The sequence below is a fragment of the Xanthomonas translucens pv. cerealis genome (assembly GCF_006838285.1).
Taxonomy (GTDB): domain Bacteria; phylum Pseudomonadota; class Gammaproteobacteria; order Xanthomonadales; family Xanthomonadaceae; genus Xanthomonas_A; species Xanthomonas_A cerealis.
The window spans coordinates 4,046,762-4,072,771 of sequence record NZ_CP038228.1; the positions used below are offsets into that span (position 1 = coordinate 4,046,762).

Consider the following 26,010-nt stretch of genomic DNA (forward strand, 5'->3'; position numbering starts at 1 on the left):
GCATTTACGATCTTGGCCAGTTATGCATTGCCCTGGATTGGTAAGGCGCTTGCAAGCAGTCTGGCCCCTCGACGACAAGCACCGATCCTTCCGCTACCGCCTGGCCTCAATTCCACAAGGAACGTCCAGAGCACCCTGAGTTCACGTCTCGCTGAGCCGATAGGCTCACAAGCCTTCGTCCAGCATCGGGAGCTTGTCGTCCAGTTGCAGCCCGCGCTCTGTTGACCATTTTGATGCATATGCCTCCTGGCGTTCGCCGCTGTGACGGCAGCCTGCGCGCCTGAGCCATGCGCTCCCCGGCACTCCCGCTACAATGCGGTTTTGCCACCAGCCGGACGCTCATGCAAGAGCACATTCTCGATGCCCTGCGCCGCCAGGCCAACGCCGATGCGTTGCGCATCGCCCAGGCCTGGGTGGCCGATGCCGCCGCCGACGCGCAGGCGCACCGCTGGCTGGCGCTGGCGCAGCAGCAGAACGACGACACCGCTGCCGCGCTGCACAGCATTGACCAGGCCATCGCGCTGGCGCCGGAAGACGCCGGCCTGCACCTGCTGCGCGCCGGCATGCTGCTCAGCGCCAACGACCTGGCCCAGGCCGAGGACGCTCTGGCACGCACCGCCGCGCTGGATCCCAACCAGTTGCTGGCCTACGTCATGCGCGCCCATCTGGCGCTGGGCCGCGGCGATCTGGACGAAGTGGAGCGGCTCAGCCGCACCGCCGCGCGGCTGGATCCGGACCATCCGCAATTGCTGGGCCTGGACGGCATGCTGGCGCTGCGCCGCGGCGATGCCGATCGCGCGCTGGCGCTGCTGTCGCGCGCCAGCAAAGCGCTGCCCGACGATCCGCGCTTGCTGTACGCGCTCGGTTTCGCCTACCTGGACAAGCAGCACCTGGCCTTCGCCGAGACCGCGTTCCGCCGCGTCGCCACGCTGACCCGCGGCAGCAGTGCGTTGATGGCGCTGGTCGCGCAGCTGGCGCACCGCCAGGGTCGCCTCGACGACGCCATCGCGGCACTGGACACGGTGCTGGCCGATCCGGTCAGCGACACCGCCGGCATGCGCCGGCTGGCGGGCGAATACGCCTTGCAGGCCGGGCGTCCGGCCGATGCGCTGGAGCACCTGCGGCGCGCGTTGGGCGCCGCCCCGGCCGACCGCCGCACCCTGCATGCGGCGCTGATCGCCTGGCAGCGGCTGGGGGCGGTCGAGGATGCCCGCGCCACCCTGGAAGCGGCCCTGGCCACCACCACCGGTGCGCACGACCTGTGGCTGGCGCGGCTGGCGCTGGAGCCGGTCGGCGGCGCCGAGGCGCGCGCGCTGATCGCACGCTGGCAGGCGGCGATGCCGGGCCACCTGCCAGCGCTGGAAGCGCAACTGCGGGTGCACGACATGGCCGGCGAACGCGACCAGGGCGAGGCCGTGGCGCAGCGCATCGTGGCGCTGGAGCCGGGCCGCATCAGCGGCGAGCAGCGCCTGGTCGAAGCGCTGCTGGAACGCGGCGAGCACGACGCGGCCATCGCCCACGTGCGTGACCTGATGCAGCGCATGCCCGAAACCGAGCAGAGCGTGTTGCGGCCGTGGCTGGCGGCGGTGCAGGACCGCGCCGGGCGCCCGGCCGAGGCGTTGGCGACGTGGCTGGCGTTCCAGCATGAACAGCTGCCGCAGCGCCTGCCGCTGCCGCCGCTGGGCCAGGCCCCGGCGCAATGGCCGGCGCTGGCCGAGATCGATCCGCAGGTGCGGGCGCGGCCGCTGTTCGTGTGGGGCGCGCCGGGCAGCGGCGTGGAGCGGGTGGTCGCGGTGATGAACGCGGCCAGCCAGGTGCTGCGCAGCGACCGCTTCGGCGCGCAGCCGCCCACCGACGGCTTCCAGCGCTACCGCAGCGTCACCGAGCTGGACAGCGGCGAACTCGACGGCGCGGCGCTGATCGCCGAGTGGCGCGCGCAGCTGCCGGCGCGCGGCATCGACGACGGCAACATCGTCGACTGGCTGCTGTGGTGGGACAATGCGCTGCTGCGCGGGCTGCGCCCGCAGCTGCCGGAAGGGCGGCTGCTAATCGCGCTGCGCGACCCGCGCGACATGCTGCTGGACTGGCTGGCCAACGGCGCCCCGGCGCCGTTCGGCGTGGCCACCGTGGAGACCGGCGCGCACTGGCTGGCGGCGGTGCTGACCCAGGTCGCCGACTTGCACGAACAGGACCTGTATCCGCACCGGCTGCTACGCCTGGACGGCATCGAGGCCGATCCGGCCGGCGTGGCCGCGGCGCTGCAGCAGGCCTTCGGCGTCCCGTTCCCGAGCGTGCCCACGCTCGGCCCGCCGCGCCTGTCGTCCGGCCACTGGCGCGCCTATGCCGCGCCGCTGGCGGCCGCGTTCGCGCTGCTCACGCCGGTGGCCGTGCGCCTCGGCTACACCGAAACCTGATTCCCCCACCGGAGTTTTCGCATGCGTCTTCGCAGTGACAGCATCCAGCCCGGCCAGCCGATCGCCGCGACCTACGCGATGGGCCAGGCCGATGGCTTCGCCGCCAACCGCAATCCGCACCTGGCCTGGGACGACGTGCCGGCCGGCACCGCGGCGTTCGCGCTGCTGTGCCTCGATCCGGACGTGCCGACCGTGGCCGCAATGGTTGGCCGCGACGACGTACAGATCCCGGTCGAGCAGCCACGCACCAATTTCGTGCATTGGGCTGCCGTTGAGATTCCGGCCGATCTACGCGAGATCGCCGAAGGCAGCGCCAGCGACGGGGTTGTGACCAAGGGCAAGCGGCAACCGCCTGGCTTGCCCGGCGCGCGGCAGGGTTTGAACAGCTATACCGACTGGTTCGCCGGCGATGCGCAGATGGGCGGCGACTACTATGGCTACGACGGCCCGTACCCGCCGGCCAACGACCTGCGCCTGCATCGCTACTTCTTCCGCCTGTTCGCGCTGGACGTGGCCACGCTGGCACTGCCGGCGCGCTTCACCGCCGCCGACGCACTGCGCGCGATGCAGGGCCATGTGCTGGCCGAGGCCAGCCTCTATGGCACGTATAGCCTGAATCCCAAGCTCGCCTAAAGCCCCTCTCCAGTCGGGAGAGGGGTTGGGGTGAGGGTCCGGCGCGCAACGTCTCGCGGAGTTTGGTTGCACGAGGCTGCGCCCGTACCCTCATCCGCCCATGCGGGGCACCTTCTCCCGATGGGAGAAGGAACAGCCGCTTAGCCCCTCTCCCATCGGGAGAGGGGTTGGGGTGAGGGTACGGCCGCCAGCCAACCAGCCCTCAGGCCCCCGGCAACCACGACAACAGCGCCGCACCCAGCACGATGCGATACACCGCGAACGCAGTGAAGCGGTGCGACTTGATGTAGCCCAGCAGCCACTTCACCACGATGAAGCCGGTCACCACCGCGGCGGCGAAGGCGATGGCCACGTCGCCCCAGTCCTCGCTGCCCACCACGCCGTTCTTGTATAGCTCCAGGAACGAATAGCCGCTGGCCGCGAACATGGTCGGGATGCCGACCAGAAACGCGAAGTCGGCCGCGGCCGAGCGCTTGCTCAGGCCCAGCAGCATCGCCAGGAAGATCGTCGCCGCCGAGCGCGAGGTGCCGGGGAAGACGCCGGCCACCACCTGCGCCAGGCCCACCGCGATGGCCACCTTCCAGGTCACCCGCTCGCGCTCGGGCATGCGCGCGGCGAAATGCTCGGCCACCAGCATCCACACGCCGCCGATCACCAGCGCCCAGGCCACCGGCTGCACCGACTCCGGAAGTTGCCAGCCGGCCTTGCGCACCACCAGGCCGACCACCGCGGTGACCAGGAACGCGGTGCCCAGCTTGAGCACGTAGTCGCGGCTGGCGCGGTCGCCCAGCCCGGTGGCCAGCGTCCACAGCCGCTGCCGGAATACCAGGGTGGTGGCCAGGATCGCGCCGGCCTGGATCACGATGTTGAAAAAGTCCGAACGGCGGCCGAGCCATTGCTCGGCGATCAGCAGGTGGCCGGTGCTGGAGACCGGCAGGAATTCGGTCAGACCTTCGAGGATGCCCAGCAGCAGGGCGGAGAACATGTCGCTCATGGGGGAGGGTTCGGCTCTTGGGGGAGGGAAAAGCTGGGCAAGGATAAAACATTGCCTCGAGCACCATTTTGGTGCTTTGAATTGCCATAGAACCACTTTGGTGCATGCAGTTCGCCCCGTTGGCGTGCTTCCTTTACCAAAATCAAGGGCTTGTGAATCAGTCACAGTTGGCACGGTGATTGCTGTCACTGGGACCAAGTCATTCACCAACCCGAGGTTTCATCGATGTCTGCGGAAAATATTGAGAAGCTGGTCAAGGACAACAAGGTCGAGTTCGTCGACCTGCGGTTCGTCGATATGCGCGGCGTGCAGCAGCACGTGACCTTCCCCGTCAGCATCATCGAGCCTGCGCTGTTCGAAGAGGGCAAGATGTTCGACGGCAGCTCGATCTCGGGCTGGAAGGGCATCAACGAGTCGGACATGGTCCTGCTGCCCGACGCCGACACCGCGTTCATCGACCCGTTCATGGCCGATCCGACCCTGGTCCTGACCTGCGACATCCTCGACCCGGCCACCATGCAGAGCTACGACCGCGACCCGCGCGGCGTGGCCAAGCGCGCCGAGGCCTACCTGAAGTCCAGCGGCATCGCCGACCAGGCGTTCTTCGGCCCGGAGCCGGAATTCTTTATCTTCGACGGCGTGCGCTTCGGCAACGAGATGGGCCACACCTTCTTCAAGATCGATTCGGAAGAAGCGGCCTGGAGCAGCGGCAGCAAGATCGAAGGCGGCAACAGCGGCTATCGTCCGGCGGTCAAGGGCGGCTACTTCCCGGTGCCGCCGACCGATTCGCTGCAGGACCTGCGCGCGGAAATGTGCAAGACCCTGGAGCAGGTCGGCATCGAGGTCGAGGTGCACCACCACGAAGTGGCCACCGCCGGCCAGTGCGAGATCGGCACCAAGTTCAATTCGCTGGTGAAGAAGGCCGACGAGCTGATGATGATGAAGTACATCATCAAGAACGTCGCCTACCGCAACGGCAAGACCGCGACCTTCATGCCCAAGCCGATCGTCGGCGACAACGGCTCCGGCATGCACGTGCACCAGTCGCTGGCCAAGGGTGGCACCAACCTGTTCTCCGGCGACGGCTACGGCGGCCTGTCGCAGATGGCGCTGTGGTACATCGGCGGCATCTTCAAGCACGCCAAGGCGATCAACGCCTTCACCAACGCCGGCACCAACAGCTACAAGCGCCTTGTCCCGGGCTTCGAGGCGCCGGTGATGCTCGCCTACTCGGCGCGCAACCGCTCGGCCTCGTGCCGCATCCCGTGGGTGTCCAACCCGAAGGCGCGACGCATCGAGATCCGTTTCCCGGATCCGCTGCAGTCCGGCTACCTGACCTTCGCTGCGCTGATGATGGCCGGCCTGGACGGCATCAAGAACCAGATCGACCCGGGCGCGCCCAGCGATAAGGATCTGTACGACCTGCCGCCCGAAGAAGAGAAGAAGATCCCGCAGGTGTGTTCCAGCCTCGACCAGGCGCTGGAAGCGCTCGACGCCGACCGCGAGTTCCTCAAGGCCGGCGGCGTGTTCAGCGACGACTTCATCGACGGTTACATCGCGCTGAAGATGCAGGAAGTGACCAAGTTCCGCGCCGCCACGCACCCGCTGGAATACCAGCTGTACTACGCCAACTGAGTTCCACTGGCGGCGATGGCGAAGGTTCCCCCTCCCTCCTTCGTCATCGCCGCCACCTACTCGGCTGGGGAGCCGTGCCGTTGGTCCGCGCCCGAACGCAGTGGCAACAGCGGTGTTTCCAGGGGGATGCACCACGAAAGCCAGCGCTTGCGTGCCGTGGGCCACGTTCCCTCCCACGTCGCCGTTGCCGTCGCACTTCGCGTGCGCCGCGCCACGGCGTGATCCGCGGGACGCACCGCGCAGCAGGACGGCGCCGTTCGCGGCGCCCCGATGACATGCAAACCGCCGGCCGGCGTACGGCGGCCGGCTCCTTCCACCAACGGGGTATGCGCATGAAACTGATCACCGCCATCATCCGGCCATTCAAGCTCGACGAGGTCCGCGAGGCCTTGTCGCAGGCAGGCGTGTCCGGCATCACCGTCACCGAGGTCAAGGGCTTCGGCCGGCAGAAAGGCCACACCGAGCTGTATCGCGGCGCCGAGTACGTCGTGGACTTCCTGCCCAAGATCAAGATCGAGACCGTGGTGACCGACGAGCGTCTGGAGGCCGTGGTTGAGGCGATCCAGACCGCGGCCGGGACCGGCAAGATCGGCGACGGCAAGATCTTCGTCACCGCGATCGAACAGGTCATCCGGATCCGCACCGGCGAGATCGGCGCAGATGCGCTCTAACCCCACCCTGGAGCCCCTCATGAAGACAGGTCTTTTCTCCGGGTGGAAGGCCCGGTTCTACGCGGCATGCATGCTGATGCTGGTCAGCGCGATGGCGGTCGGCGTGCCCGCCACGGCCTTCGCCCAGGCCGAAGTGACGCCGGTGCCGAGCGCGGACGTGGTCACCGAACAACTGACGCCGCCGCCGCCGGCCGCTGCCGCGCCGGCCGTCGCCGCGCCGGTGGTGGACAAGGGCGACGTCGCCTGGATGCTGACCTCCACGCTGCTGGTACTGCTGATGGTGGTGCCGGGCCTGGCATTGTTCTACGGCGGCATGGTGCGCTCCAAGAACGTGCTGTCGGTGCTGATCCAGGTCGGCGTGGTGTTCTCGTTGATCGCGATCCTGTGGGTGCTGTACGGCTACAGCCTGGCCTTCGCCGACGGCGGCCTGTACATCGGCACGCTCAACAAGGCGCTGCTGCACGGGGTGGACACCACCACACTGGCCGACACCTTCTCCAAGGGCTTCAAGCTGCCGGAGTACGTGTTCGTCGCCTTCCAGCTGACCTTCGCCGGCATCACCGGCGCGCTGATCGTCGGCGCCTTCGCCGAGCGCGTGAAGTTTGCCGCGGTGCTGCTGTTCATCGTCATCTGGTTCACCTTCGGCTACCTGCCGCTGGCGCACATGGTGTGGGCGGCCCCAGGCTTCCTGTTCACCAAGGGCGCGCTGGACTTCGCCGGCGGCACCGTGGTGCACATCAACGCCGGCGTCGCCGGCCTGGTCGGATCCTACTTCGTCGGCAAACGCCTGGGCTTTGGCCAGACCGCGCTCAAGCCGCACAACGTGACCCTGACCTTCGTCGGCGCCTCGCTGCTGTGGGTGGGCTGGTTCGGCTTCAACGCCGGTTCGGCGCTGGAAGCCAACGCCACTGCGGCGCTGGCCTTCCTCAACACGCTGCTGGCCACCGCCGCCGCGGTGCTGGCCTGGTCGCTGGTCGAGAAGCTGGTCAAGGGCAAGTCCTCGGCGCTGGGCGTGGCCTCGGGCATGGTCGCCGGCCTGGTCGGCATCACCCCGGCTGCCGGCACCGTCGGCCCGTTCGGTGCGATCGCCATCGGCGTGGCCGCCGGCGCGATCTGCGTGTGGGGCGTGACCGGGCTGAAGAAGCTGCTCAATGCCGACGACACGCTGGACGTGTTCGGCGTGCACGGCGTCGGCGGCATCGTCGGCGCGATCCTGACCGGCGTGTTCACCGACAAGGCGCTGGGCGGCGCCGGCTATGCCGAAGGCGTGAGCATGGGTCACCAGGTGCTGGTGCAGGCCACCGGCGTCGGCGTCACTGTGGTCTGGATCGGCGTGGTCTCGGTGGTCGGCTTCCTGGTCGCCAAGCTGGTGTTTGGCCTGCGGGTCTCGGAAGAAGCCGAGCGCGAGGGTCTGGACATCACCTCGCACGGCGAAGCCGCGTACGAGTCCTGAGCAAGAGCGGCCCGCGACCGCGCGTCGCGGGCCGTTGCGGCAATCCCGCCTGCGGCCGGTGCACCGGTGCTGGCGGTCAGTGGCCATCGCCGGCGCTCCATGGGGCGGAACGACGGCAGTTTTCTTCGCGATCCGAGGTATTCCCGCGTGGCCGCTAGCCTCGCCCGACCCCTACGCATTGGTTCCACCGTTGCCCGCGGCGCCTTGTGCCCGCCGGCCGCGCCAGGCCACGCCTCGGCGCCGGCCTGCGTTGCCGGCCCGTTCCGGCAAATGGCCCGTCCGGCCGGGCGTTCAGCGCCTTCCGGCAGCGTTTGCACTACATTGGTGCAATGTCCATGACCGCATCTCCACCCCCGCTCGACGCGCTCGGCACCCCGGTGGTCTGGGCCGATGCCGATGGCCGCCTGCTCGGCGCCAATCCGGCCTTCGCGCGCTGGCTGGGCGTCAGCGCGCGGCGCCTGCTCGACCAGCCATTGGCCTCGCTGGAAGTGCAGGGCGACGCGCTGGCACGGTTTCTGCTCAACGACGAACGCGACGTGCTGCGCCTGCATCGCATGGCGCTGGCCATTCCCGGCGAGGCCCCGCGCTTCGCCGAGGGCTGGCTGTCGCGGATGGACAATGGCGGCTGGCTGCTGGAGGCGCACCCGGTCGACGAATTCCCCACCCCGGATCCGGCACAGGCGTTGCCCAATGCGCTGGGCGCGGCGCTGAAGGGGCTGGCCCACGAACTGCGCAATCCGCTGGCCGGGCTCAAGGGCGCCGCGCAATTGCTGGCGCGGCGCGCGCAGCATCGCGACGAGGACGAGCGCGAGCTGATCGACCTGATCGGCGCGGAGATCGAACGCCTCAACAGCCTGCTCGACCAGCTGCTGTCGCCAGTGCCGGCGCGGCCGCACGCCATGCTCAACATCCACGCCGTGCTGGAACGGGTGCTGCGCCTGGCCGAGAACGAGGGCGGCTGGTCGGTGCGTCTGCAGCGCGACTACGACCCCAGCATTCCCGAATTCCTCGGCGATGCCGACCGCCTGACCCAGGCGGTGTGGAACCTGGTGCGCAACGCGATCCAGGCCGGCGCCGCGCAGGTGACCCTGCGCACCCGCGTCGAGCATGCCCAGCGCATCGGCGACTGCGTGCATGCGCGCGGCGTGCGCCTGGAGATCGTCGACGACGGCCGCGGCGTGCCGGAGGAACTGGCCGAGCACCTGTTCCTGCCGCTGGTCAGCGGCCGCGCCGAAGGCAGCGGCCTGGGCCTGGCGCTGGCGCAGCAGGTGGCGCGCGAGCACGCCGGTTCGCTGAGCTTCCGCTCCCGCCCCGGGCATACCGTGTTTACCCTGCTGCTGCCGCAGGCCGCAGCGGACCCCGAATAGGCGCATTCCGATGACCGAATCCCTGGAAGGATCGCAACGTATCTGGGTGGTCGATGACGACCGCTCGGTCCGCTTCGTGCTGTCCACCGCCTTGCGCGATGCCGGCTACAACGTGGAAGGCTTCGACAGCGCCGCCGCGGCGCTGCAGGCGCTGGCGCAGCGGCCGCTGCCGGACCTGCTGTTTACCGACGTGCGCATGCCCGGCGACGATGGCCTGGTGTTGCTGGACAAGCTCAAGGCCGCGCATCCGCAATTGCCGGTGATCGTGATGTCCGCCTACACCGACGTGGCCAGCACCGCCGGCGCGTTCCGCGGCGGCGCGCACGAATTCCTGTCCAAGCCGTTCGACCTGGACGATGCGGTGGCGTTGGCCGCGCGTGCGCTGCCCGCGGCCGGCGGCGGCGGCGCCGAGGCCGTGCTGCCGACGGCAAGCCAGGGCAGCGCCGAACTGATCGGTGACACCCCGGCGATGCGCGCGCTGTTCCGCGCCATCGGCCGCCTCGCGCAGGCGCCGCTGTCGGTGCTGATCAACGGCGAGACCGGCACCGGCAAGGAACTGGTCGCGCATGCGCTGCACACCGAGTCGCCGCGCGCGCGCAAGCCGTTCGTCGCGCTCAACACCGCGGCGATCCCGGCCGAATTGCTGGAAAGCGAACTGTTCGGCCACGAGGCCGGCGCCTTCACCGGCGCGCAGCGGCGCCACATCGGCCGTTTCGAACAGGCCGACGGCGGCACCCTGTTCCTCGACGAGATCGGCGACATGCCGCTGCCGTTGCAGACCCGGCTGCTGCGCGTGCTGGCCGAGAACGAATTCTTCCGCGTCGGCGGCCGCGAACTGATCCGGGTCGACGTGCGGGTGATCGCCGCCACTCACCAGGACCTGGAAGCGCTGGTCGAGCAGGGCCGCTTCCGCGCCGACCTGCTGCACCGGCTGGACGTGGTGCGGCTGCAGCTGCCGCCGCTGCGCGAGCGCCGCGCCGACGTGCCGCAGCTGGCCGAGAACTTCCTGGCAATGGCCGCGCGCAAGCTCGACACCCCTCCCAAACGGCTGTCGCCGGCGGCGCTGGACGCGCTGCGCGGCTACGCCTGGCCGGGCAACGTGCGCGAACTGGAGAACGTGTGCTGGCGGCTGGCCGCGCTGGCGCCGGCCGAAGTCATCGACGCGCACGACGTGGACAGCGCGCTGCTGCGCGGCAGCCGCCGCGAGCGCAGCGGCGAGGGCGGCGAATGGGACGCGCAGTTGTCGGCCTGGGCGCAGCAGCGCCTGACCGACGGCGCCGAAGGCCTGCACGCCGAAGCGCGCGACCGCTTCGACAAGGCGCTGCTGGAAGTGGCGCTGCGCTTCACCCAGGGCCGCCGCGCCGAGGCCGCCGCGCGCCTGGGCGTGGGCCGCAACACGGTCACGCGCAAGCTGGGTCCGGGGCGGCGGCGGCGCTGAGTGGCGCCGGGACTCGGCACCAGTGACCGGGGACCCGGAAAAGCGCGATGTCTTGCTCTGATCGTTCCGCAGACTTCGCAAGCCACCAGTTGCCGTGCTCTTCCGGGGCCATGGTCCCCGGTCCCGATACGGGCTCCAGCGCCGGTTAGACTTCCGCGCCACCGCCGCAGCCTTCATGAGCTGTGAACGGCCCTCCCTCTAGTTTCGCTGCACAAGGAGCAAATGCCGATGCGTTACAGCTTGCATGCCATCGTGGGAAGCGCGTTGCTGATACTGGCCGGCTGCAGCAGTGCGCCGCCGGTAGCACCACCGCCGCCGCCGCCGAAAGCGCCGCCGATGCCCAGCAGCGGCACCGCGCAGCAGGCGCAGGCGGTGCTCGCACCAGCCTCGGGCAGCCTGGTCAGCGGCAAGCTGTCGCTGGTGGTCGCGCCCGGCGGGGTGCGCATCACCGGCACCGTCGGCGGCCTGCAGCCCAACCGCCCGTTCGCGTTCCACGTGCACGAGCGCGGCGATTGCAGCGCGGCCGATGCCAGTAGCGCCGGCGACCACTTCAATCCGCTCGGTGGTCCGCATGGCCGCGTCGGCAGTGGCACGCACCCTGTCGGCGACATGGACAATCTCGCGGCCAACGCCGATGGGGTGGCCCAGGTCGATGTGCTGCTGCACGGCGTGGTGCTCGGCGGCGGCGCGGCCAACGACATCGCCGGGCGCGCGCTGGTCGCGCATGCCGATGCCGACGACTACCGCAGCCAGCCGGCCGGCAACGCCGGCGCGCGCGTGGCCTGCGGCGTGATCCGCGTGTTGCGCTAACCGATCATCCGCCTGGGGCCTGCCCCGTGGCGACCGTCCGCATTCCGCGGCCCCTCAAGGAGAACCACCATGCGTACGCTTCCCACGGTCCTGTTCCTGGCCACCACCCTCGCGCTCGGCGCCTGCAAGCGCGAAGCGCCTGCCGCAGCCGACGCTCCCGCTGCGGCCGCGACGCCGGCCACCGCTCCGGCGCCGGCCGCACAACCTGCGCCCACCGCCATGCCCGCCCAGGCCGCCGCCAGCGCTGCGTTGAGCCCGACCCAGGGCAACCAGGTCGCCGGCGAGGTCAAGTTCGAGACGGTCGATGGCGCCGTGCACGTCACCGGCACCATCACCGGACTCAAGCCCAACAGCGAGCACGGCTTCCACATCCACGAGTTCGGCGATTGCAGCGCGCCCGACGGCAGCAGCGCCGGCGGCCACTTCAACCCGGCCAAGTCCGAACACGGCCAGGCCAGTGCCGATCCGCACCACGGCGGCGACATGCCGAACCTGAAGGCCGACGCCGACGGCAAGGCCACGATCGACGCGCCGGTGTCCAACAACGTCAACATCGGCAAGGGCGACGGCTTCGACATCCTCAACCACGCGGTGATCGTCCACGCCGATCCGGACGACTACAAGACCCAGCCCACCGGCAACGCCGGCGGCCGCCTGGCCTGCGGCGTGATCAAGGGCAATGCGACCGCGGCGGCCCCGGCGGGCGCAGCGGCGGCGCCTTCCGCGCAGTAAGCGGCAAGTCTTCGTAGGCCTGTGCAGGCGTGACGCCGGTGACTTGATGTCATCTGCTGCGATGGGTTCCGAAGTCGGCAAGTCGCCCGGCTTCGGAGCCGCCGGCCGGGGTTGAGACCGCTCCGACAGCGCGGATGCAGCCCGCCAGATGCTGCCTTTGCAGGAAATGCGCCCGCTCGTGGAGCGGCTTCAGCCGCGACCAACGAAGCGGCGAAGTTGTCAGGTTTCGGATCCTTTCGGGCCGATGGCCCGAGGCCACTCGGCGCCCTTCCACAACGCACCCAAGCACGCTAGTCGCAGATACTGTGGGAGAGACTTCAGTCGCGGCGAACCAAGCGGCGCAGCTGGCAGGTTTCAGTGTCTGTCGGGACTGAAGCTTCTGCTACAAGAACGACAGCAGCCACTCGCGAGATCTGTGGGAGTGCACCCCCCGACGCGTGCACGCCAGAACCTACTGCCTTTGCCGCATCGGCCGAAGCCGCGACGTGGCTGGCCGCGGCGCGTGCGCATTCCACAATCATCCCCGCGCCAGCATCACCCGTGTACCGTTGGCGCACCGCTTGCCCGCCCTGCGCCCGCCATGAGCACCTACCACCTGCAGTCCGTGTTCCGCCCCGCCTCGGTTGCCATCGTCGGCGGCAGTCCGCGCGAGCGCTCGGCCGGGCGCGCGGTGGTGCGCAACCTGCGCACCGCCGGCTTTCCCGGGCAGATCGGTTGGGTCAGCCCGCGCTACCGCGAGATCGACGGCGTGCCCACCGTGCGCCGGCTCACCGATCTGCCGTGGGTGCCGGACCTGGTGGTCATCACCGCGCCGGCGCGGATCGTGCCGCGCATCGTCGCCATCGCCGCGCGGCGCGGCGTCGCCGCGGCGATCATCCTCACCGCCGGCCTGGGCGAAGGCCCGAGCTCGGCCGCGGCGCGGGTCGAAGCGGCCGCGCGCGCCAAGGGCCTGCGCATCCTCGGCCCGCATTGCCTGGGCGTGATCGCCCCGCACGCCAAGCTCAACGCCAGCATCGCCGCGCACTGCCCGCAGCCGGGCGATCTGGCGCTGATTTCCGAATCCAGCGCCATCGCCGCCGCCTTGGTGGAGTGGGGCGTGGCGCGCTCGGTCGGTTTCTCCGCGGTGGTGTCGCTGGGCGATGCGCTGGACGTGGACTTCGGCGACCTGCTCGACTATTTCGCCACCGACTACCGCACCCGCGCGATCCTGCTGTACGTCGAACACATCCACGACGCGCGCAAGTTCATGTCCGCCGCGCGGGCCGCGGCGCGCGCCAAACCGGTGGTGGTGGTGAAGTCCGGGCGTCTGCTGCGCATCGACCCCAATGCCGACACCCATGTGCAGGCGCTGGCCAGTTCCGACGCGGTCTACGGTGCCGCCTTCGCCCGCGCCGGCCTGCTGCGCGTGCGCGCGCTGGACGAACTGTTCGCCGCGGCCGAGACCCTGGGCCGGCTCAGCACCTTCCCCGGCCGCCGCCTGGCGATCCTCAGCAATGGCGGCGGCGTCGGCCGCCTGGCGGTGGACAAGCTCGCCGACCTCGGCGGCACCCTGGCCGCGTTGTCGCCGCACACCCTGCAACGCCTGGAGCAGGCGCTGCCGCAGGAGTGGTCGCACGCCAACCCGGTGGACATCGTGGTCGATGCCGACGGCGAGCGCTACGCCGCCGCCGTCGAAGCGCTGCTGGCCGATCCGGAGAACGACGCAGTGCTGGTGGTCAACGTGCCGACCGCCTTCACCTCCTCGGCCGACGCCGCGCAGGCGCTGACCCGCACCCTGGGCCTGCGCCCGCGTCACCATCGCGACAAGCCGGTGTTCGCGGTGTGGCTGGGCAACGACGAAAGCGCCACCGCCGTGCTCAACGCCGCGCATATTCCCACCTATGCCACCGAGGCCGACGCGGTACGCGGCTTCATGCATCTGGTGCGCTACCGCGAAGCGCAGGCGGCGCTGATGGAAACCCCGCCCAGCCTGCCCGAGGATTTCGTGTTCGACGCCGCCACCGCGCGCGGCATCGTCGATGCGGCGTTGGCCGCCGGCCAGACCTGGCTGGATCCGCTGGCCACCACCCGCCTGCTCGCCGCCTACGGCATTCCCACCGCGCCGGTGGTGCATGCGGCCAGCGCCGCCGACGCCGCACTGGCCGCGGCGCCGATGCTGGCCGACGGCCTGGCCGTCGCGGTGAAGATCCATTCGGCCGACATCCCGCACAAGTCCGACGTGGACGGCGTGCGCTTGAACCTGGTCAGCGCGCAGGCGGTGCAGGACGCCGCCGAAGGCATTGTGGCCCGCGCGCGCGCCGCGCGTCCCGACGCGCGCATCGACGGCGTGCTGGTGCAGCCCACCCTGTTGCGGCCTAAAGCGCGCGAACTGATCGCCGGCATCGCCGACGACTCCACCTTCGGTCCGGTGATCGTGTTCGGCCGCGGCGGCACTGCGGTGGAAGTGATCGACGACAAGGCGCTGGCGCTGCCGCCGCTGGACCTGCGCCTGGCCCACGAACTGATCGGCCGCACCCGCGTCAGCCGCATCCTCAAGGCCTACCGCGACGTGCCCGCGGCCGACGAGCGCGCCGTAGCGATGGTGCTGGTCAAGCTCGCGCAACTGGCCGCCGATCTGCCGGAGATCCGCGAACTGGACATCAACCCGCTGCTGGCCGACCGCGACGGCGTGATCGCGCTGGACGCACGCGTGGCGGTGGCGCCGTCGCGGCGCCTGCACAAGGGCCGTGGCCACCCGCGTTTCGCGATTTTCCCATATCCGAAGGAATGGGAACGGCGCATCGCGCTCAACGACGGCGGCACCGCCCTGGTGCGCCCGGTGCGCCCGGAAGACGACGCGCTGTTCCGCAGCTTCTTCGCCCGCGTCACCGACGAGGACCTGCGCCTGCGCTTCTTCCAGGCGGTGAAGCACTTCAGCCACGAGTTCATCGCCCGCCTGACCCAGCTCGACTACGCCCGCTCGATCGCCCTGGTGGTGATCGAACCCAAGACCGGCGACATGCTCGGCGCGGTGCGCCTGCACGCCGACGCCGACTACGACCGCGGCGAATACGGCATCCTGATCCGCTCCGACCTCAAAGGCCACGGCATCGGCTGGCAGCTGATGCGGATCATGATCGAATACGCCGGCTGGCTCGGCCTCAACGTCATCGAAGGCCAGGTCCTGCGCGAGAACCGCACCATGCTGGCGATGTGCGCGCACCTGGGCTTCAAGGCCACCCCGGACCCGGAGGATGCGATGTTGATGGATGTGGTGTTGCCGGTGGGGAAGGGGTAAGGGGGCGCTAAGTCGTGTGTCCGGTTTTTGCGCGCAGTGGCGATGTGCAAAAGACGCGACGGTGCGGATTGGCTGGAAGTCGCCAATCCATCCCAGGGAAGTTGGCGTCCAGCGAAGACGCCAAAAGTCAAGGAGAATCGAGCAGTGCCTATGTTGATGACGATCGCGTTCCTTCCTTTTGCTGCATTGGCAGCGGCATACATCGCAAGCACACTCAAGCCAGCGAAACGCAGGCCGCTGATCTTCATTGCCGGCGGCTCTTTCATATCGGTCTTGGGCGCACTGGGGGGCTATGCACTACGCCCCGCGCTCCAGTCTGGTTATGTCCGCTTCAATAGCAGGTACGCCGGAGATATCCACGCCGTCTTGGCGCAAAATCCTTTGCGATACTGGGCGATCGTGTTTGTGCTCTATGCCATGTTGGTGCTTCTGGCTGGCTTTGGATTCGCAATGATTGGGCTTTGCTTTCGCAAAGGGGCGGCAATACACGCTGATCTAACTAAAGGGGCCAGGGGGAATACCCGTTTGAAGCAGATCCTTCCTCACGCTCCTGACATTGAGCAAGACGCCGCATGCCAGGCGGGGCAAGACACCCCGCCCGGCATGCACTCCATGGCACTGCAACGATGTCGAGCGCACGGCAAACGCGCCGACGTGGCAGGCAGCATCGGGGGAGAATGCTGCGGGGCGGGCGGTGATGCTGCCACGCGGGGCCAGCCAAGGCGTTGTACGCGGATGCGCGCCCATCGTGCAATCCGTCGTGTTGCTCGACCATTTCGACTCTAGCCGATTGTCCCGAGGCAATGAGTAGACAGATGCGCCCAGGGCGCGCTCCGACCACGACAGCGCGTCGTGCCCCAGCTGATGCGCATGCCCGCAGCGCGTTCGGCCGCGTGCTCGCGATGCTGCTGGTGATCGGCATCGGTGCCTATGCTTATTCGCTGATCGCACCGCGCTTCGCGGCCACGCCGACGCCGAGCGTAGCCGTACCGAGGACATCGAGCGCAGTCACGACACCCACTTCCATTGCACAGGCCACAGCCACAGCGCCGGCCGTACCCGCGGCAGCGGCACCCGCTCAGCACTTCCAGTGTGACGGACGCACTCATTGCGCGCAGATGACCTCGTGCGAGGAAGCGACCTATTGCCTGCGCACCTGCCCTGGCGTGCAGATGGACGGCAACCACGACGGCGTGCCGTGCGAGCGGCAGTGGTGTCATTAGCCGCCCTTCCATTGCGGTAGTTCAGAAGCAGTGTTGAGCAACCAACTTCTCGTCGGCGTCGGGTCTTCAGTTGCGGCAGCTTGCTGGAACCGTAGCTGCGGGAGATGGCGATGTTTGACGGAGGTCGCGGCTGAAGCCCCTACAGTGCACACAGCCCGCGACCGCACGTTCTGTTGGAGCGGCTTTAGCCGCGACGAACGCAGCGATGGGGCTGACGACGCTGTTCAGCGTCGCGGCCGGTGGTTCGAGGCGGCCTGCGCGCATGACAAGGGCAAAGCGCCTTGATGGTGGTTGTTCGCGGCGCGGTGGCGCTTACACGGTCGAATCGCCCACATCCGCATCGAAGCGCATACGGCCATGGATCGGCAGCGGCGTCCCCTCGGCGATGCGCCGAAGCAAGCTCAGCCCTCGTCGCGGGTGAACGGCGCCACGCGCAACTTGACCCGATGCTCGACCCCGGCCGGACACTGTCCTGGCGCCGGTCCGCGGAAGTAGCTGCGCTGCCAGCCTTGGCGTTTGGCCTCTGGAGCGTCTTGCTGCAGGTCGTGCAGGAACTGGCCGCGGCTGCGCATCCAGGCCTGATAGTCGCGTTCCAGTTCCGGCGTCTGCGACAGCGGTTGCCAGCGCGGCTCGGTCTCGGCCAGTACCCGCCGCTGCACCGGGAAGAAGTGGCAGAACGGTTCGCCAGCGTCGAAGCGCACGCGTCCGGGGCGGGTGAACTGCCAGTTCATGGTGAAGGTGTACGGACTCCAGTCGGTCTCGATCAGCCCGGTCAGCCCGGCGATGCCGTCCTTGGGCCGGTTGACCGGCGCGGTCACGTACAGGTCCATGCCTGGCTCGGTGCGGAACAGGCAGGGCACATGGAAGGTGAGCACGCCGTAGCCGAAATGGCTGACCGCTGGCGCGTGGTTGCCGACGTCGGGGTGGAGACGGATGGCGTCGAGCGCGTTGCCGCCGCTCCATTCGGCCTCGAACCCGCTCTGGCACAGCAGCTCCCAACCGTGCGCGTTGGCGATGTCCAGCGGCAGGCAGCGGTAGGCGTAGCGCTGGTCGGTGCGGTCCATCCACGGCCGCTCGCGCGGCGCCGGGCGCACGTCGAGGGTGTGGCCGTCGAGAACGTGGGCGGTGAGCTTCATGGCGGCGTACTTGGCTGCGGGCGTGCGCCGAGTGTGACGCGTCGGCGCCGGTATGGCGACCGTGCACGGCGGCCGCCGTGCGCTCGCTGCGGTGTCGCGGCCGTTCGCGGTTGCGCACCGCAGTGCGATCAAGCAGAAGGTGCTTGCGTTGTGCGCGCGCGCCGCGGCGTGCGGACCCGTGCTCAGTCCGCCTCGAACTCCAGCAGCGCCACGCCGTCGCCGACCAGCTCGCCCTCGCGCACACGGTAGCCGTGCACCACGCCGTCGGCAGGGGCCTGCAAGGTGTGTTCCATCTTCATCGCCTCCAGCACCAGCAACGGCGTGCCGCGCGCCACGCGAGTGCCGGGCGCGACCAGCAGCGCGACGACGCGGCCGGGCATTGGCGCGGTCAGCCCGCCGGCATCGGCGACAGGCTGATCGGCCTCGGCGACCGGATCGTGCAGGTCGAACAGATGCGCCTGGCCAGCGACGAACAAATGCAGGCGGCTACCGGCGAATACCGCGTCGGCGTGCACGCGTTGCACATCGAGCTGTGCCAATAGGCGTTGCTCCTGCAGGCTGCCGAAGGCGAGCAGCACGGCATCGGTGGCGTTGTCGTGGATGCGCCAGCCTGCGTCGGTCGCCGCTGCGCGCAGCGTGCGGCGCGTATCGCCCTGTTGCAGGATCAGGTTGCGCGGCGCGGGTTCGCCCAGGCGCCAGCCGTCGCGCAGGTCCCAGGGCGAATGCGGGTCGCCCGATTGCGCTGCGTCGGCGCGATCGTGCAGCAGCCAGGCCAGCGCGGCCAGTGTCCAGGTCGGTTCGGCGGTGGCCGTAGCGGTCTCGAACAGCGCGGCATGTTCGCGCTCGATCAGTGCGGTATCCAGATCGGCCTGTGCGAACGCCGTGGTGCCGATCAGGCGTTGCAGGAACGCGGCGTTGGTGGCCACGCCGACCACCTGGCACGCCGCCAGCGCCGCCTGCATGCGCCGCAGCGCGCGTTCGCGGGTCTCGTCCCAGACGATCAGCTTGGCGATCATCGGGTCGTAGTGCGGGCCGATGACGTCGCCCTGTTCGACGCCGGCATCGACGCGGGTGTGCGCGTCCGCCGCCGGCAGGCGCAGATGCTGCAGCGTGCCGGTCGAGGGCAGGAAGCCGCGCGCCGGGTCCTCGGCATACAGCCGTGCTTCCAGCGCATGTCCGCGGATCGCCAGCTCATGCTGGCGTTTGGGCAGCGGCTGGCCGGCGGCCACGCGCAGCTGCCACTCGACCAGATCGGTACCGGTGATGCACTCGGTGACCGGATGCTCGACTTGCAGCCGCGTGTTCATTTCCATGAAGTAGAACGCGCCGTCGGGCGCGACGATGAACTCCACCGTGCCGGCGCCGACATAGCCGACCGTGCGCGCCGCCTCCACCGCTGCCTGACCCATCGCGGCGCGGCGTTCGGCGCTCATGCCTGGCGCCGGGGCCTCTTCCAGCACCTTCTGGTGGCGGCGTTGCACCGAGCAATCGCGTTCGAACAGGTAGGCCAGTTCGCCATGCGTATCGCCGAACACCTGGATCTCGATATGCCGCGGCCGCAGCACGTATTTCTCGACTAGCACGTGGGCGTTGCCGAATGCGGCCTGCGCTTCGCGCTGGCAGGCGGCCAGCGCGGCGACGAAGTCCTCGCTGCGATCGACCCGGCGCATGCCCTTGCCGCCGCCGCCGGCGCTGGCCTTGATCAGCACCGGATAGCCGATGGCGTTGGCCTGTTCGCGCAGGAACGCCGGCTCCTGGCGTTCGCCATGGTAGCCCGGGGTCAGCGGTACGCCGGCGGCGTGCATCAGCGCCTTGGCCGCGCTCTTGTCGCCCATGGCGCGGATCGCTGTCGGCGGCGGGCCGATGAACACGATGCCGCGCGCAGTGCAGGCTTCGGCGAACTCGGCGTTCTCGGACAGGAAGCCGTAGCCGGGATGGATCGCCTGGGCGCCGCTGGCCTGGGCGGCGTCGAGGATGCGTTCGCCGCGCAGGTAGCTGTCGCGCGCGGGCGCGGCGCCGATGTTGATCGCTTCGTCGGCCAGGCGCACGTGGCGGGCGTCGCGGTCGGCATCGGAGTAGACGGCGACGCTGGCGATGCCGAGTTTGCGGCAGGTGGCGATCACCCTGCAGGCAATCTCGCCGCGATTGGCGATCAGGATCTTGTCGAACATCGGCAGGTCGGGCGTGGCCATGGTCAGTTGCCTGGAAAAGGGGTGTCGTGTCTTGCGGTTGCGGTTGCGGTTGCGGTTGCGGTTGCGGTTGCGGTTGCTGTTGCTGTTGCTTTGGCTGTTGCTGTTGCCATTGCTTTTGACTTACTGGGTTCCCTTCCGAAGCGGCGGCCATGGCGGGGAAAAACCCGAAGGGCGGCGCACATGGATGTGCGCCGTTCGCGGCAGGGGCTTGATGCCCCTTCCGCGAATCCCCGGTATGGACGCGGACCCGGAGCGCGCAGCGCTGAGGGCGCTAGGCAGGGCGCGCTTTCTTTTGGTTACTTTTCTTTGCGCGAGCAAAGAAAAGTGACTCGCCGCAAGGCGAAAGCTTTTGCCGTTGTCGTTGTCTTGGTTCTGGCACTGAGATTTTGAAGCTTTGAAGCAAGAGCAAGAGCAAGAGCAAGAGCTTCCGCTGGCGCGGGTCACTTTTCTTTGCTTGTGCAAAGAAAAGTAACCAAAAGAAAGCACACCCCGCAGCGCGCCCTCCGCGCTACGCGCTCCGGGTCCGCAGCCCCAACGGGCATTTTTCGATGGCACATCCATGTGCCAGCGAAAAACGTCGCGCATCCTGCGCGCCGCCCTTCGGGTATTCGCCCGCCGCGCCTGCCGCGCCGAGGGGGGCCGGTAGATCAAGAGCAAAGCAACAGCAACGGCAACTGCAGAGGCAACGGCAGAGGCAACGGCAGAGGCCGAGGCGATTCTTTCGGCCATGCGGCGCATGGCGGCCAATGACCGTCGCGCTTGCAAAGCAGAGCGATCGCGCCCGCTCACATCCGGAACACCCCGAATCGGGTCGGTTCCGCCGGTGCGTTCAACGCCGCCGACAGTCCCAGCCCCAGCACCCGTCGCGTCTGCGCCGGATCGATGATGCCGTCGTCCCATAGCCGCGCACTGGCGTAATACGGATGGCCCTGGCGCTCGAACTGCTCGCGGATCGGCGTCTTGAAGTCCGTCTCGTCCTCGGCCGACCAGGCGCCGCCCTTGGCCTCGATGCCGTCGCGGCGCACCGTCGCCAGCACGCTTGCCGCCTGCTCCCCGCCCATCACCCCGATCCGCGCGTTCGGCCACATCCACAGGAAATTCGGCGAATACGCGCGGCCGCACATGCCGTAGTTGCCGGCACCGAACGAACCGCCGATCACCACCGTGAACTTGGGCACCTTCGCGCAGGCCACCGCCATTACCAGCTTGGCCCCGTCCTTGGCGATGCCGCCGTGCTCGTACTTGCGCCCGACCATGAAGCCGGTGATGTTCTGCAGGAACACCAGCGGGATGCCGCGCTGCGCGCACAGTTCGATGAAGTGCGCGCCCTTCAGCGCCGATTCGGAGAACAGGATGCCGTTGTTGGCGATGATGCCGACCGGATAGCCGTGCAGGTGGGCGAAGCCGGTGACCAGGGTGGTGCCGTAGCGCGCCTTGAACTCGTCCAGGCGCGAGCCGTCGACCACCCGCGCGATCACCTCGCGCACGTCGAACGGTTTGCGCGGGTCGGCGGGGATCACCCCGTACAGGTCCTCGGCCGGATACAGCGGCGGCTCCGGCGCGCGCAACGCCAGCGCGGGTGTCGGCTTGCGCCAGTTGAGCTGGGCCACGATCGCGCGCACCCGCGCCAGCGCCTGCAGGTCGTTGTCGGCGAAATGGTCGGCCACGCCGGAGATGCGCGTGTGCACGTCGGCGCCGCCCAGTTCCTCGGCGCTGACCTCCTCGCCGGTGGCCGCCTTCACCAGCGGCGGGCCGCCAAGGAAGATCGTGCCCTGCTCGCGCACGATCACCGTCTCGTCGCTCATCGCCGGCACATAGGCGCCGCCGGCGGTGCACGAACCCATCACGCAGGCGATCTGGGCGATCCCCTGCGCCGACAGGTTGGCCTGGTTGTAGAAGATGCGGCCGAAATGGTCGCGGTCCGGGAACACCTCGTCCTGCAGCGGCAGGAACGCGCCGCCGGAATCGACCAGGTAGATGCACGGCAGCCGGTTCTGCTGCGCGATCTCCTGCGCGCGCAGATGTTTCTTCACCGTCATCGGGTAATAGGTGCCACCCTTGACCGTGGCGTCGTTGGCGACGATCACGCACTCCACGCCGGACACGCGGCCGATGCCGGCGACCACGCCGGCGCACGGGACCTCGTCGGCGTACAGGCCCAGCGCGGCGAGCGGGGCGATTTCCAGGAAGGCGCTGCCCGGGTCGAGCAGCGCGTCGATGCGCGCGCGCGCCAGCAGCTTGCCGCGCGCCTGGTGCTTGGCGCGTGCGACTTCGCTGCCGCCCTGGGCGATGCGCGCCTGGGTCTGCTGCAGGTCGTCGACCACCGCGCGCAGCGCCGCGGCGTTGGCGGCGAAGGCATCGCTGCCGGGTTGCAACTGGGTCTGGATCACGCTCATGGCAGGGCCATCGAAAGGAGGAAAAGAGACTTCGTGTAGGAGCGCATCACATCACGACGCATCACATCACTTGGTCCGCTCGAACAGTTCGCGGCCGATCAGCATGCGGCGGATCTCCGAGGTGCCGGCGCCGATCTCGTACAGTTTGGCGTCGCGCCACAGGCGTCCGGTCGGGTAGTCGTTGATGTAGCCGTTGCCGCCGAGCACCTGGATCGCCTGGCCGGTGAGCCAGGTTGCCTTCTCGGCCGCATACAGGATCGCGCCGGCGGCATCCTGGCGGGTGGTGCGGCCGGCGTCGCAGGCGCGCGCCACCGCGTACACATAGGCGCGGCAGGCGTTGAGGCCAACGTACATGTCGGCCAGCTTGCCCTGGATCAGCTGGAAGTTGCCGATCGCCTCGCCGAACTGGCGGCGCTCGTGCACGTACGGCATCACCACGTCCATCGCCGCGGCCATCAGCCCCAGCGGGCCGCCGGACAGCACCAGCCGCTCGTAGTCCAGGCCCGACATCAGCACGCGCACGCCGCCGCCGACGCTGCCGAGCACGTTCTCCACCGGCACGGCGCAATCCTGGAACACCAGCTCGCAAGTGTTGGAGCCGCGCATGCCGAGCTTGTCCAGCTTCTGCGCGGTGCTGAAACCGGGCATGCCCTTCTCGACCAGGAACGCGGTGATGCCGCGCGCGCCCCCAGCGGGGTCGGTCTTGGCGTAGACCACCAGCACGTCGGCGTCGGGGCCGTTGGTGATCCACATCTTGTTGCCGTTGAGCCGGTAGTGGTCGCCGTGCAGGTCGGCGCGCAGCTTCATCGAGACCACGTCCGAACCGGCGCCCGGCTCGCTCATCGCCAGCGCGCCGACGTGCTCGCCGCTGCACAGCCGGGGCAGGTAGCGCGCCTTCTGCGCGGCGCTGCCGTTCTTGCGCAGCTGGTTCACGCACAGGTTCGAATGCGCGCCGTAGGACAGGCCGATGGCACCGGAGGCGCGCGAGATCTCCTCCATTGCCACCACGTGCGCCAGGTAGCCCATTGCGCTGCCGCCGTAGTCCTCCTCCACGGTCAACCCGAGCAGGCCCTGCTCGCCGAGCTTGCGCCACAGCGGCGTCGGGAACGCGTTGTCGCGGTCGGCCTGCTCGGCCAGCGGTGCGATCTCGCGCGCGGCGAAGCCGGTCACGCTGTCGCGCAGCAGGTCGATGTCCTCGCCCAGTTCGAAATTCAACGACGGCATCAGCATGGCGGGCTCCGGAGGCAGGCGTGCGGCGGACGGGACGCCTAGAATCCAGGCGGCGCCGGGGAATGGACCCCAGCGTAGCCGGGAACGACAAAGAAGTGAACAATAATTCATTAATTGAACTTAGAATCAACTCATGGCCTACAAACGCTCCGCGCTGATGGAAGAACGCCTTGCCGGCAACCGCCAGCGGATCTTGCTGGCGGCGCGGCGGCTGGTCGCCGCCGGCGGTTTCCGCGGTGCGCCGGTGACCGCGGTGGCGGCCGAGGCGGGGGTGTCCACCGGCCTGATCTACCGCCACTTCCCGTCCAAGGCCGAGCTGTTCGTGGAAGTGCTGACTGCGGCGGTGGAGCACGAACTGGCGATCCTGCGCGGTATCGCCGCCGAACCGGCGCCGGCGGCGCAGCGCCTGCGCGCGGCGATCGCCTCGTTCGTGCGCCGCGCGCTGGCCGGGCCTGGGCTGGCCTACGCCTTCATCGCCGAGCCGGTGGAGCCGGAGGTGGATGCCGAGCGCATCCGCTGCCGGCGCCTGTTCGGCGATCTGTTCAAGGGCATCCTCGCCGAGGGTGTGGCCGCGGGCGAGTTCCCGGCGCAGGACCTGGACGCGGCCGCGGCCTGCCTGGTCGGCGCCTACACCGAAGCCTTGGTCGGGCCGACCGCGCCCAGCCGCGACGGCCCGCGCGACAGCGAGCGCCTGGTCGAGGCGGTATGTGGCTTTTGCCTGCGTGCGGTCGGCAGTGCGCAGACCGGATAGGGCGTTTGCGCAGCGACCCGGCGGCCGCTGCGCAGCGGCGCGTCGACCGCGACCGGGCCGCATGCAAGGCATAGCGGCGGAGCAGCGCCGCAGCCGCCACTGGCTTGTGAGCGGTGCTGCACGGAAACACCGCGCTGCCGATGGCGTCTTCCCGAACGCAGCAAACCTGCTGCGATGCAGCACGCATCGTCTGCGACTGGCGACGTCGCTTGACTGCCGTGCGCGGCAAACGCTGGCTATACTCGGTTGCGTAGCGGTGGTCCGGTCACCACGTGCCAAAGGGGTGTGATGTGCGGAATTACGACCTCGAATTCCTCAAGCGGTTCTCGTTGGTGATCGGCCTGTTGGCCATCATCACGCTCGGGCTGATCGTGTTCGCTGCGTATTTGCACGGATCGATTCCGCCGGAGGTCTCGCCGGTGGCGCTCAAGCGCACCGAGGAGCGCATCGCCCCGGTGGGCGCGGTCTACGCCGGCAGCACCGGTGCCGCGGCGCAGGCCGCCGCGCAGGCGGCGGCGCTGGCCAAGGCCTCGGCGCAGGTCGCCTACGGCGGCACCACCGACGGCAAGGTGATCTTCAACAACCTGTGCACCGCCTGCCACACCACCGGCGTCGGCAAGGCGCCGACCCTGGACCATTCGCACTGGGATGCGCGCATCGCGCAAGGCAAGGACACGCTGTACAAGCACGCGATCGAGGGCTACACCGGCCCCGATGGCGGGATCATGCCGCCCAAGGGCGGCAATCCGGCGCTCAGCGAAGCGCAGGTCCACGCCACGGTGGATTGGATGCTGTCGAACCTGAAGTAACTTCCGCATTCTTCGGGTTGCCAGCGCCGCCTTCGGGCGGCGCGTTCGTATTCGATGCCCGCCGCATGCCGGCGCACGAAGGAGAGTGATCGCATGCGCCGGTCGCCCCCGCTGTTGTCGTTGCTGCTGGTGGCCGGCGCGCCCGCCGCGCATGCGTTGACGCCGCCGCAGATGGTCCCGATCGGACAGTTGCGGCCGGCCGACAGCGCGCAGGGCGTGGTGTTCGAAGGCGTGGTCACCACGCGCGTGCAGGCCGGCGGCGATGCCACCCTGGTCCCGCCGCGCCGCTGCAGCTGACCGCAGTGCCGGCCCCGGCACCGCCGCAGGTCGCCGGCACGCTGCGCGTGGCCGCGTTCAACCTGGAGAACTTCTTCAACGGCGATGGCGGCGGCGGCGTCCCGACCTTGCACGGCGCGCGCAACGCGGCCGAATTCCAGGCGCAGCTGGCCAAGGTGAACGCCTACGCGATGGAAGACCCACTGCGCCTGCTGCACGACGCCGGCCGGCGCGATGCGCTGGCGCAGGCGCATGTCGAGCAGCCCTACCGCTTCATCTACCGTGACCTGAGCGGCCGCCTCGACCACGCCCTGCTGAGCCCGGCGCTGGCGCTGCAGCTACGCGGCGCGGCCGAATGGCACGTCAACGCGGATTGGCCAGACGCCGACGGCTACCGCGAACGCAATCTGCCCGGCTCATGGCGCAGCTTCGATCATGACCCAGAGAGCCAGGATTCGGAATTCGGGATTCATGGAAGTGGAGAGGCGCGAGTGTGGCGATTGAGGAAACCGCTGACTCGAATCCTGGAAGCGCGCGCGTCCAGATCGCGCGTCCCCACTTTTGCCAATCCGC

At 69.2% G+C, this 26,010-nt stretch carries 20 protein-coding genes and 1 pseudogene; 16 read left to right on the top strand and 5 right to left on the bottom strand.

The features are described 5' to 3' along the window. Positions 1–341: 341 nt before the first annotated feature. Together E4A48_RS17870 and E4A48_RS17875 are read left to right on the top strand one after the other, a co-directional pair. Complete coding sequence (locus E4A48_RS17870; RefSeq protein WP_142742888.1) at positions 342–2,414, top strand: tetratricopeptide repeat protein; 2,073 nt, start codon at positions 342–344, stop codon at positions 2,412–2,414. A 21-nt stretch (positions 2,415–2,435) separates the two neighbouring features. Beyond that, the gene (locus E4A48_RS17875) at positions 2,436–3,047 is read left to right on the top strand and encodes a YbhB/YbcL family Raf kinase inhibitor-like protein (protein ID WP_039006469.1); all 612 of its coding nucleotides are present in this window, start codon (positions 2,436–2,438) and stop codon (positions 3,045–3,047) included. Positions 3,048–3,249: 202 nt separating this feature from the next. Here the strand turns inward: E4A48_RS17875 and E4A48_RS17880 are convergent, their stop codons facing one another. Then, positions 3,250–4,041, bottom strand: coding sequence for an undecaprenyl-diphosphate phosphatase (locus tag E4A48_RS17880; protein WP_058196829.1), 792 nt, complete (start codon positions 4,039–4,041; stop codon positions 3,250–3,252). Between the two features lie 225 nt (positions 4,042–4,266). Between E4A48_RS17880 and glnA the strand changes: the two genes are divergently transcribed. The 10 genes from glnA to E4A48_RS17930 all read left to right on the top strand — a co-directional run bounded on the left by glnA (position 4,267) and on the right by E4A48_RS17930 (position 16,647). Next, positions 4,267–5,676, top strand: coding sequence for a type I glutamate--ammonia ligase (gene glnA, locus E4A48_RS17885; protein ID WP_003470521.1), 1,410 nt, complete (start codon positions 4,267–4,269; stop codon positions 5,674–5,676). 332 nt (positions 5,677–6,008) lie between these two features. Beyond that, positions 6,009–6,347: a P-II family nitrogen regulator gene (locus tag E4A48_RS17890; protein WP_039009092.1), complete on the top strand. Its 339-nt coding sequence runs from the start codon at positions 6,009–6,011 to the stop codon at positions 6,345–6,347. Positions 6,348–6,366: 19 nt separating this feature from the next. After that, a complete protein-coding gene (gene amt / locus E4A48_RS17895; RefSeq protein WP_039006464.1) occupies positions 6,367–7,800 on the top strand; it encodes an ammonium transporter in 1,434 nt (477 codons plus the stop codon). A gap of 329 nt (positions 7,801–8,129) precedes the next feature. Next, positions 8,130–9,167 carry a two-component system sensor histidine kinase NtrB gene (locus tag E4A48_RS17900; protein ID WP_185910676.1) on the top strand — a complete coding sequence of 346 codons (1,038 nt, stop codon included), beginning with the start codon at positions 8,130–8,132 and terminating at the stop codon, positions 9,165–9,167. 10 nt (positions 9,168–9,177) lie between these two features. Continuing rightward, positions 9,178–10,605, top strand: coding sequence for a nitrogen regulation protein NR(I) (gene ntrC / locus E4A48_RS17905; protein ID WP_142742890.1), 1,428 nt, complete (start codon positions 9,178–9,180; stop codon positions 10,603–10,605). 228 nt (positions 10,606–10,833) lie between these two features. Beyond that, the gene (locus tag E4A48_RS17910) at positions 10,834–11,415 is read left to right on the top strand and encodes a superoxide dismutase family protein (RefSeq protein WP_039009090.1); all 582 of its coding nucleotides are present in this window, start codon (positions 10,834–10,836) and stop codon (positions 11,413–11,415) included. 69 nt (positions 11,416–11,484) lie between these two features. Then, positions 11,485–12,147 carry a superoxide dismutase family protein gene (locus E4A48_RS17915; RefSeq protein ID WP_142742891.1) on the top strand — a complete coding sequence of 221 codons (663 nt, stop codon included), beginning with the start codon at positions 11,485–11,487 and terminating at the stop codon, positions 12,145–12,147. Between the two features lie 580 nt (positions 12,148–12,727). After that, positions 12,728–15,424 (top strand): bifunctional acetate--CoA ligase family protein/GNAT family N-acetyltransferase, encoded by a 2,697-nt coding sequence (locus tag E4A48_RS17920; protein WP_142742892.1) that lies wholly within the window; start codon positions 12,728–12,730, stop codon positions 15,422–15,424. Between the two features lie 150 nt (positions 15,425–15,574). After that, positions 15,575–16,210, top strand: a complete 636-nt coding sequence (locus E4A48_RS17925) for a hypothetical protein (RefSeq protein ID WP_142742893.1) — start codon at positions 15,575–15,577, stop codon at positions 16,208–16,210. A gap of 116 nt (positions 16,211–16,326) precedes the next feature. Beyond that, complete coding sequence (locus E4A48_RS17930; protein ID WP_260607992.1) at positions 16,327–16,647, top strand: excalibur calcium-binding domain-containing protein; 321 nt, start codon at positions 16,327–16,329, stop codon at positions 16,645–16,647. A 401-nt stretch (positions 16,648–17,048) separates the two neighbouring features. On the opposite strand, the gene E4A48_RS17935 is transcribed toward E4A48_RS17930, so the two are convergent. The 4 genes from E4A48_RS17935 to E4A48_RS17955 form a co-directional block, all read right to left on the bottom strand. Next, positions 17,049–17,783, bottom strand: a complete 735-nt coding sequence (locus tag E4A48_RS17935) for a DUF6065 family protein (protein ID WP_039006454.1) — start codon at positions 17,781–17,783, stop codon at positions 17,049–17,051. Positions 17,784–17,965: 182 nt separating this feature from the next. Beyond that, positions 17,966–19,975, bottom strand: a complete 2,010-nt coding sequence (locus E4A48_RS17940) for an acetyl/propionyl/methylcrotonyl-CoA carboxylase subunit alpha (RefSeq protein ID WP_039006452.1) — start codon at positions 19,973–19,975, stop codon at positions 17,966–17,968. A 785-nt stretch (positions 19,976–20,760) separates the two neighbouring features. Further along, a complete protein-coding gene (locus E4A48_RS17950; RefSeq protein WP_039006450.1) occupies positions 20,761–22,371 on the bottom strand; it encodes a carboxyl transferase domain-containing protein in 1,611 nt (536 codons plus the stop codon). Between the two features lie 66 nt (positions 22,372–22,437). After that, positions 22,438–23,601, bottom strand: a complete 1,164-nt coding sequence (locus tag E4A48_RS17955) for an isovaleryl-CoA dehydrogenase (protein ID WP_039006448.1) — start codon at positions 23,599–23,601, stop codon at positions 22,438–22,440. A gap of 133 nt (positions 23,602–23,734) precedes the next feature. On the opposite strand from E4A48_RS17955, the gene E4A48_RS17960 reads away from it, so the two are divergent. The 4 genes and pseudogenes from E4A48_RS17960 to E4A48_RS17975 all read left to right on the top strand — a co-directional run. Then, a complete protein-coding gene (locus tag E4A48_RS17960) occupies positions 23,735–24,352 on the top strand; it encodes a TetR/AcrR family transcriptional regulator (RefSeq protein WP_039006447.1) in 618 nt (205 codons plus the stop codon). 290 nt (positions 24,353–24,642) lie between these two features. After that, positions 24,643–25,161 carry a c-type cytochrome gene (locus tag E4A48_RS17965; RefSeq protein WP_039006445.1) on the top strand — a complete coding sequence of 173 codons (519 nt, stop codon included), beginning with the start codon at positions 24,643–24,645 and terminating at the stop codon, positions 25,159–25,161. Positions 25,162–25,254: 93 nt separating this feature from the next. Continuing rightward, positions 25,255–25,458, top strand: coding sequence for a hypothetical protein (locus E4A48_RS17970; RefSeq protein ID WP_039006443.1), 204 nt, complete (start codon positions 25,255–25,257; stop codon positions 25,456–25,458). Further along, positions 25,443–25,880: pseudogene (locus E4A48_RS17975) on the top strand (hypothetical protein); the annotation flags it as partial. The gene E4A48_RS17970 and the pseudogene E4A48_RS17975, both read left to right, overlap by 16 nt. Between the last annotated feature and the right edge of the window lie 130 nt (positions 25,881–26,010).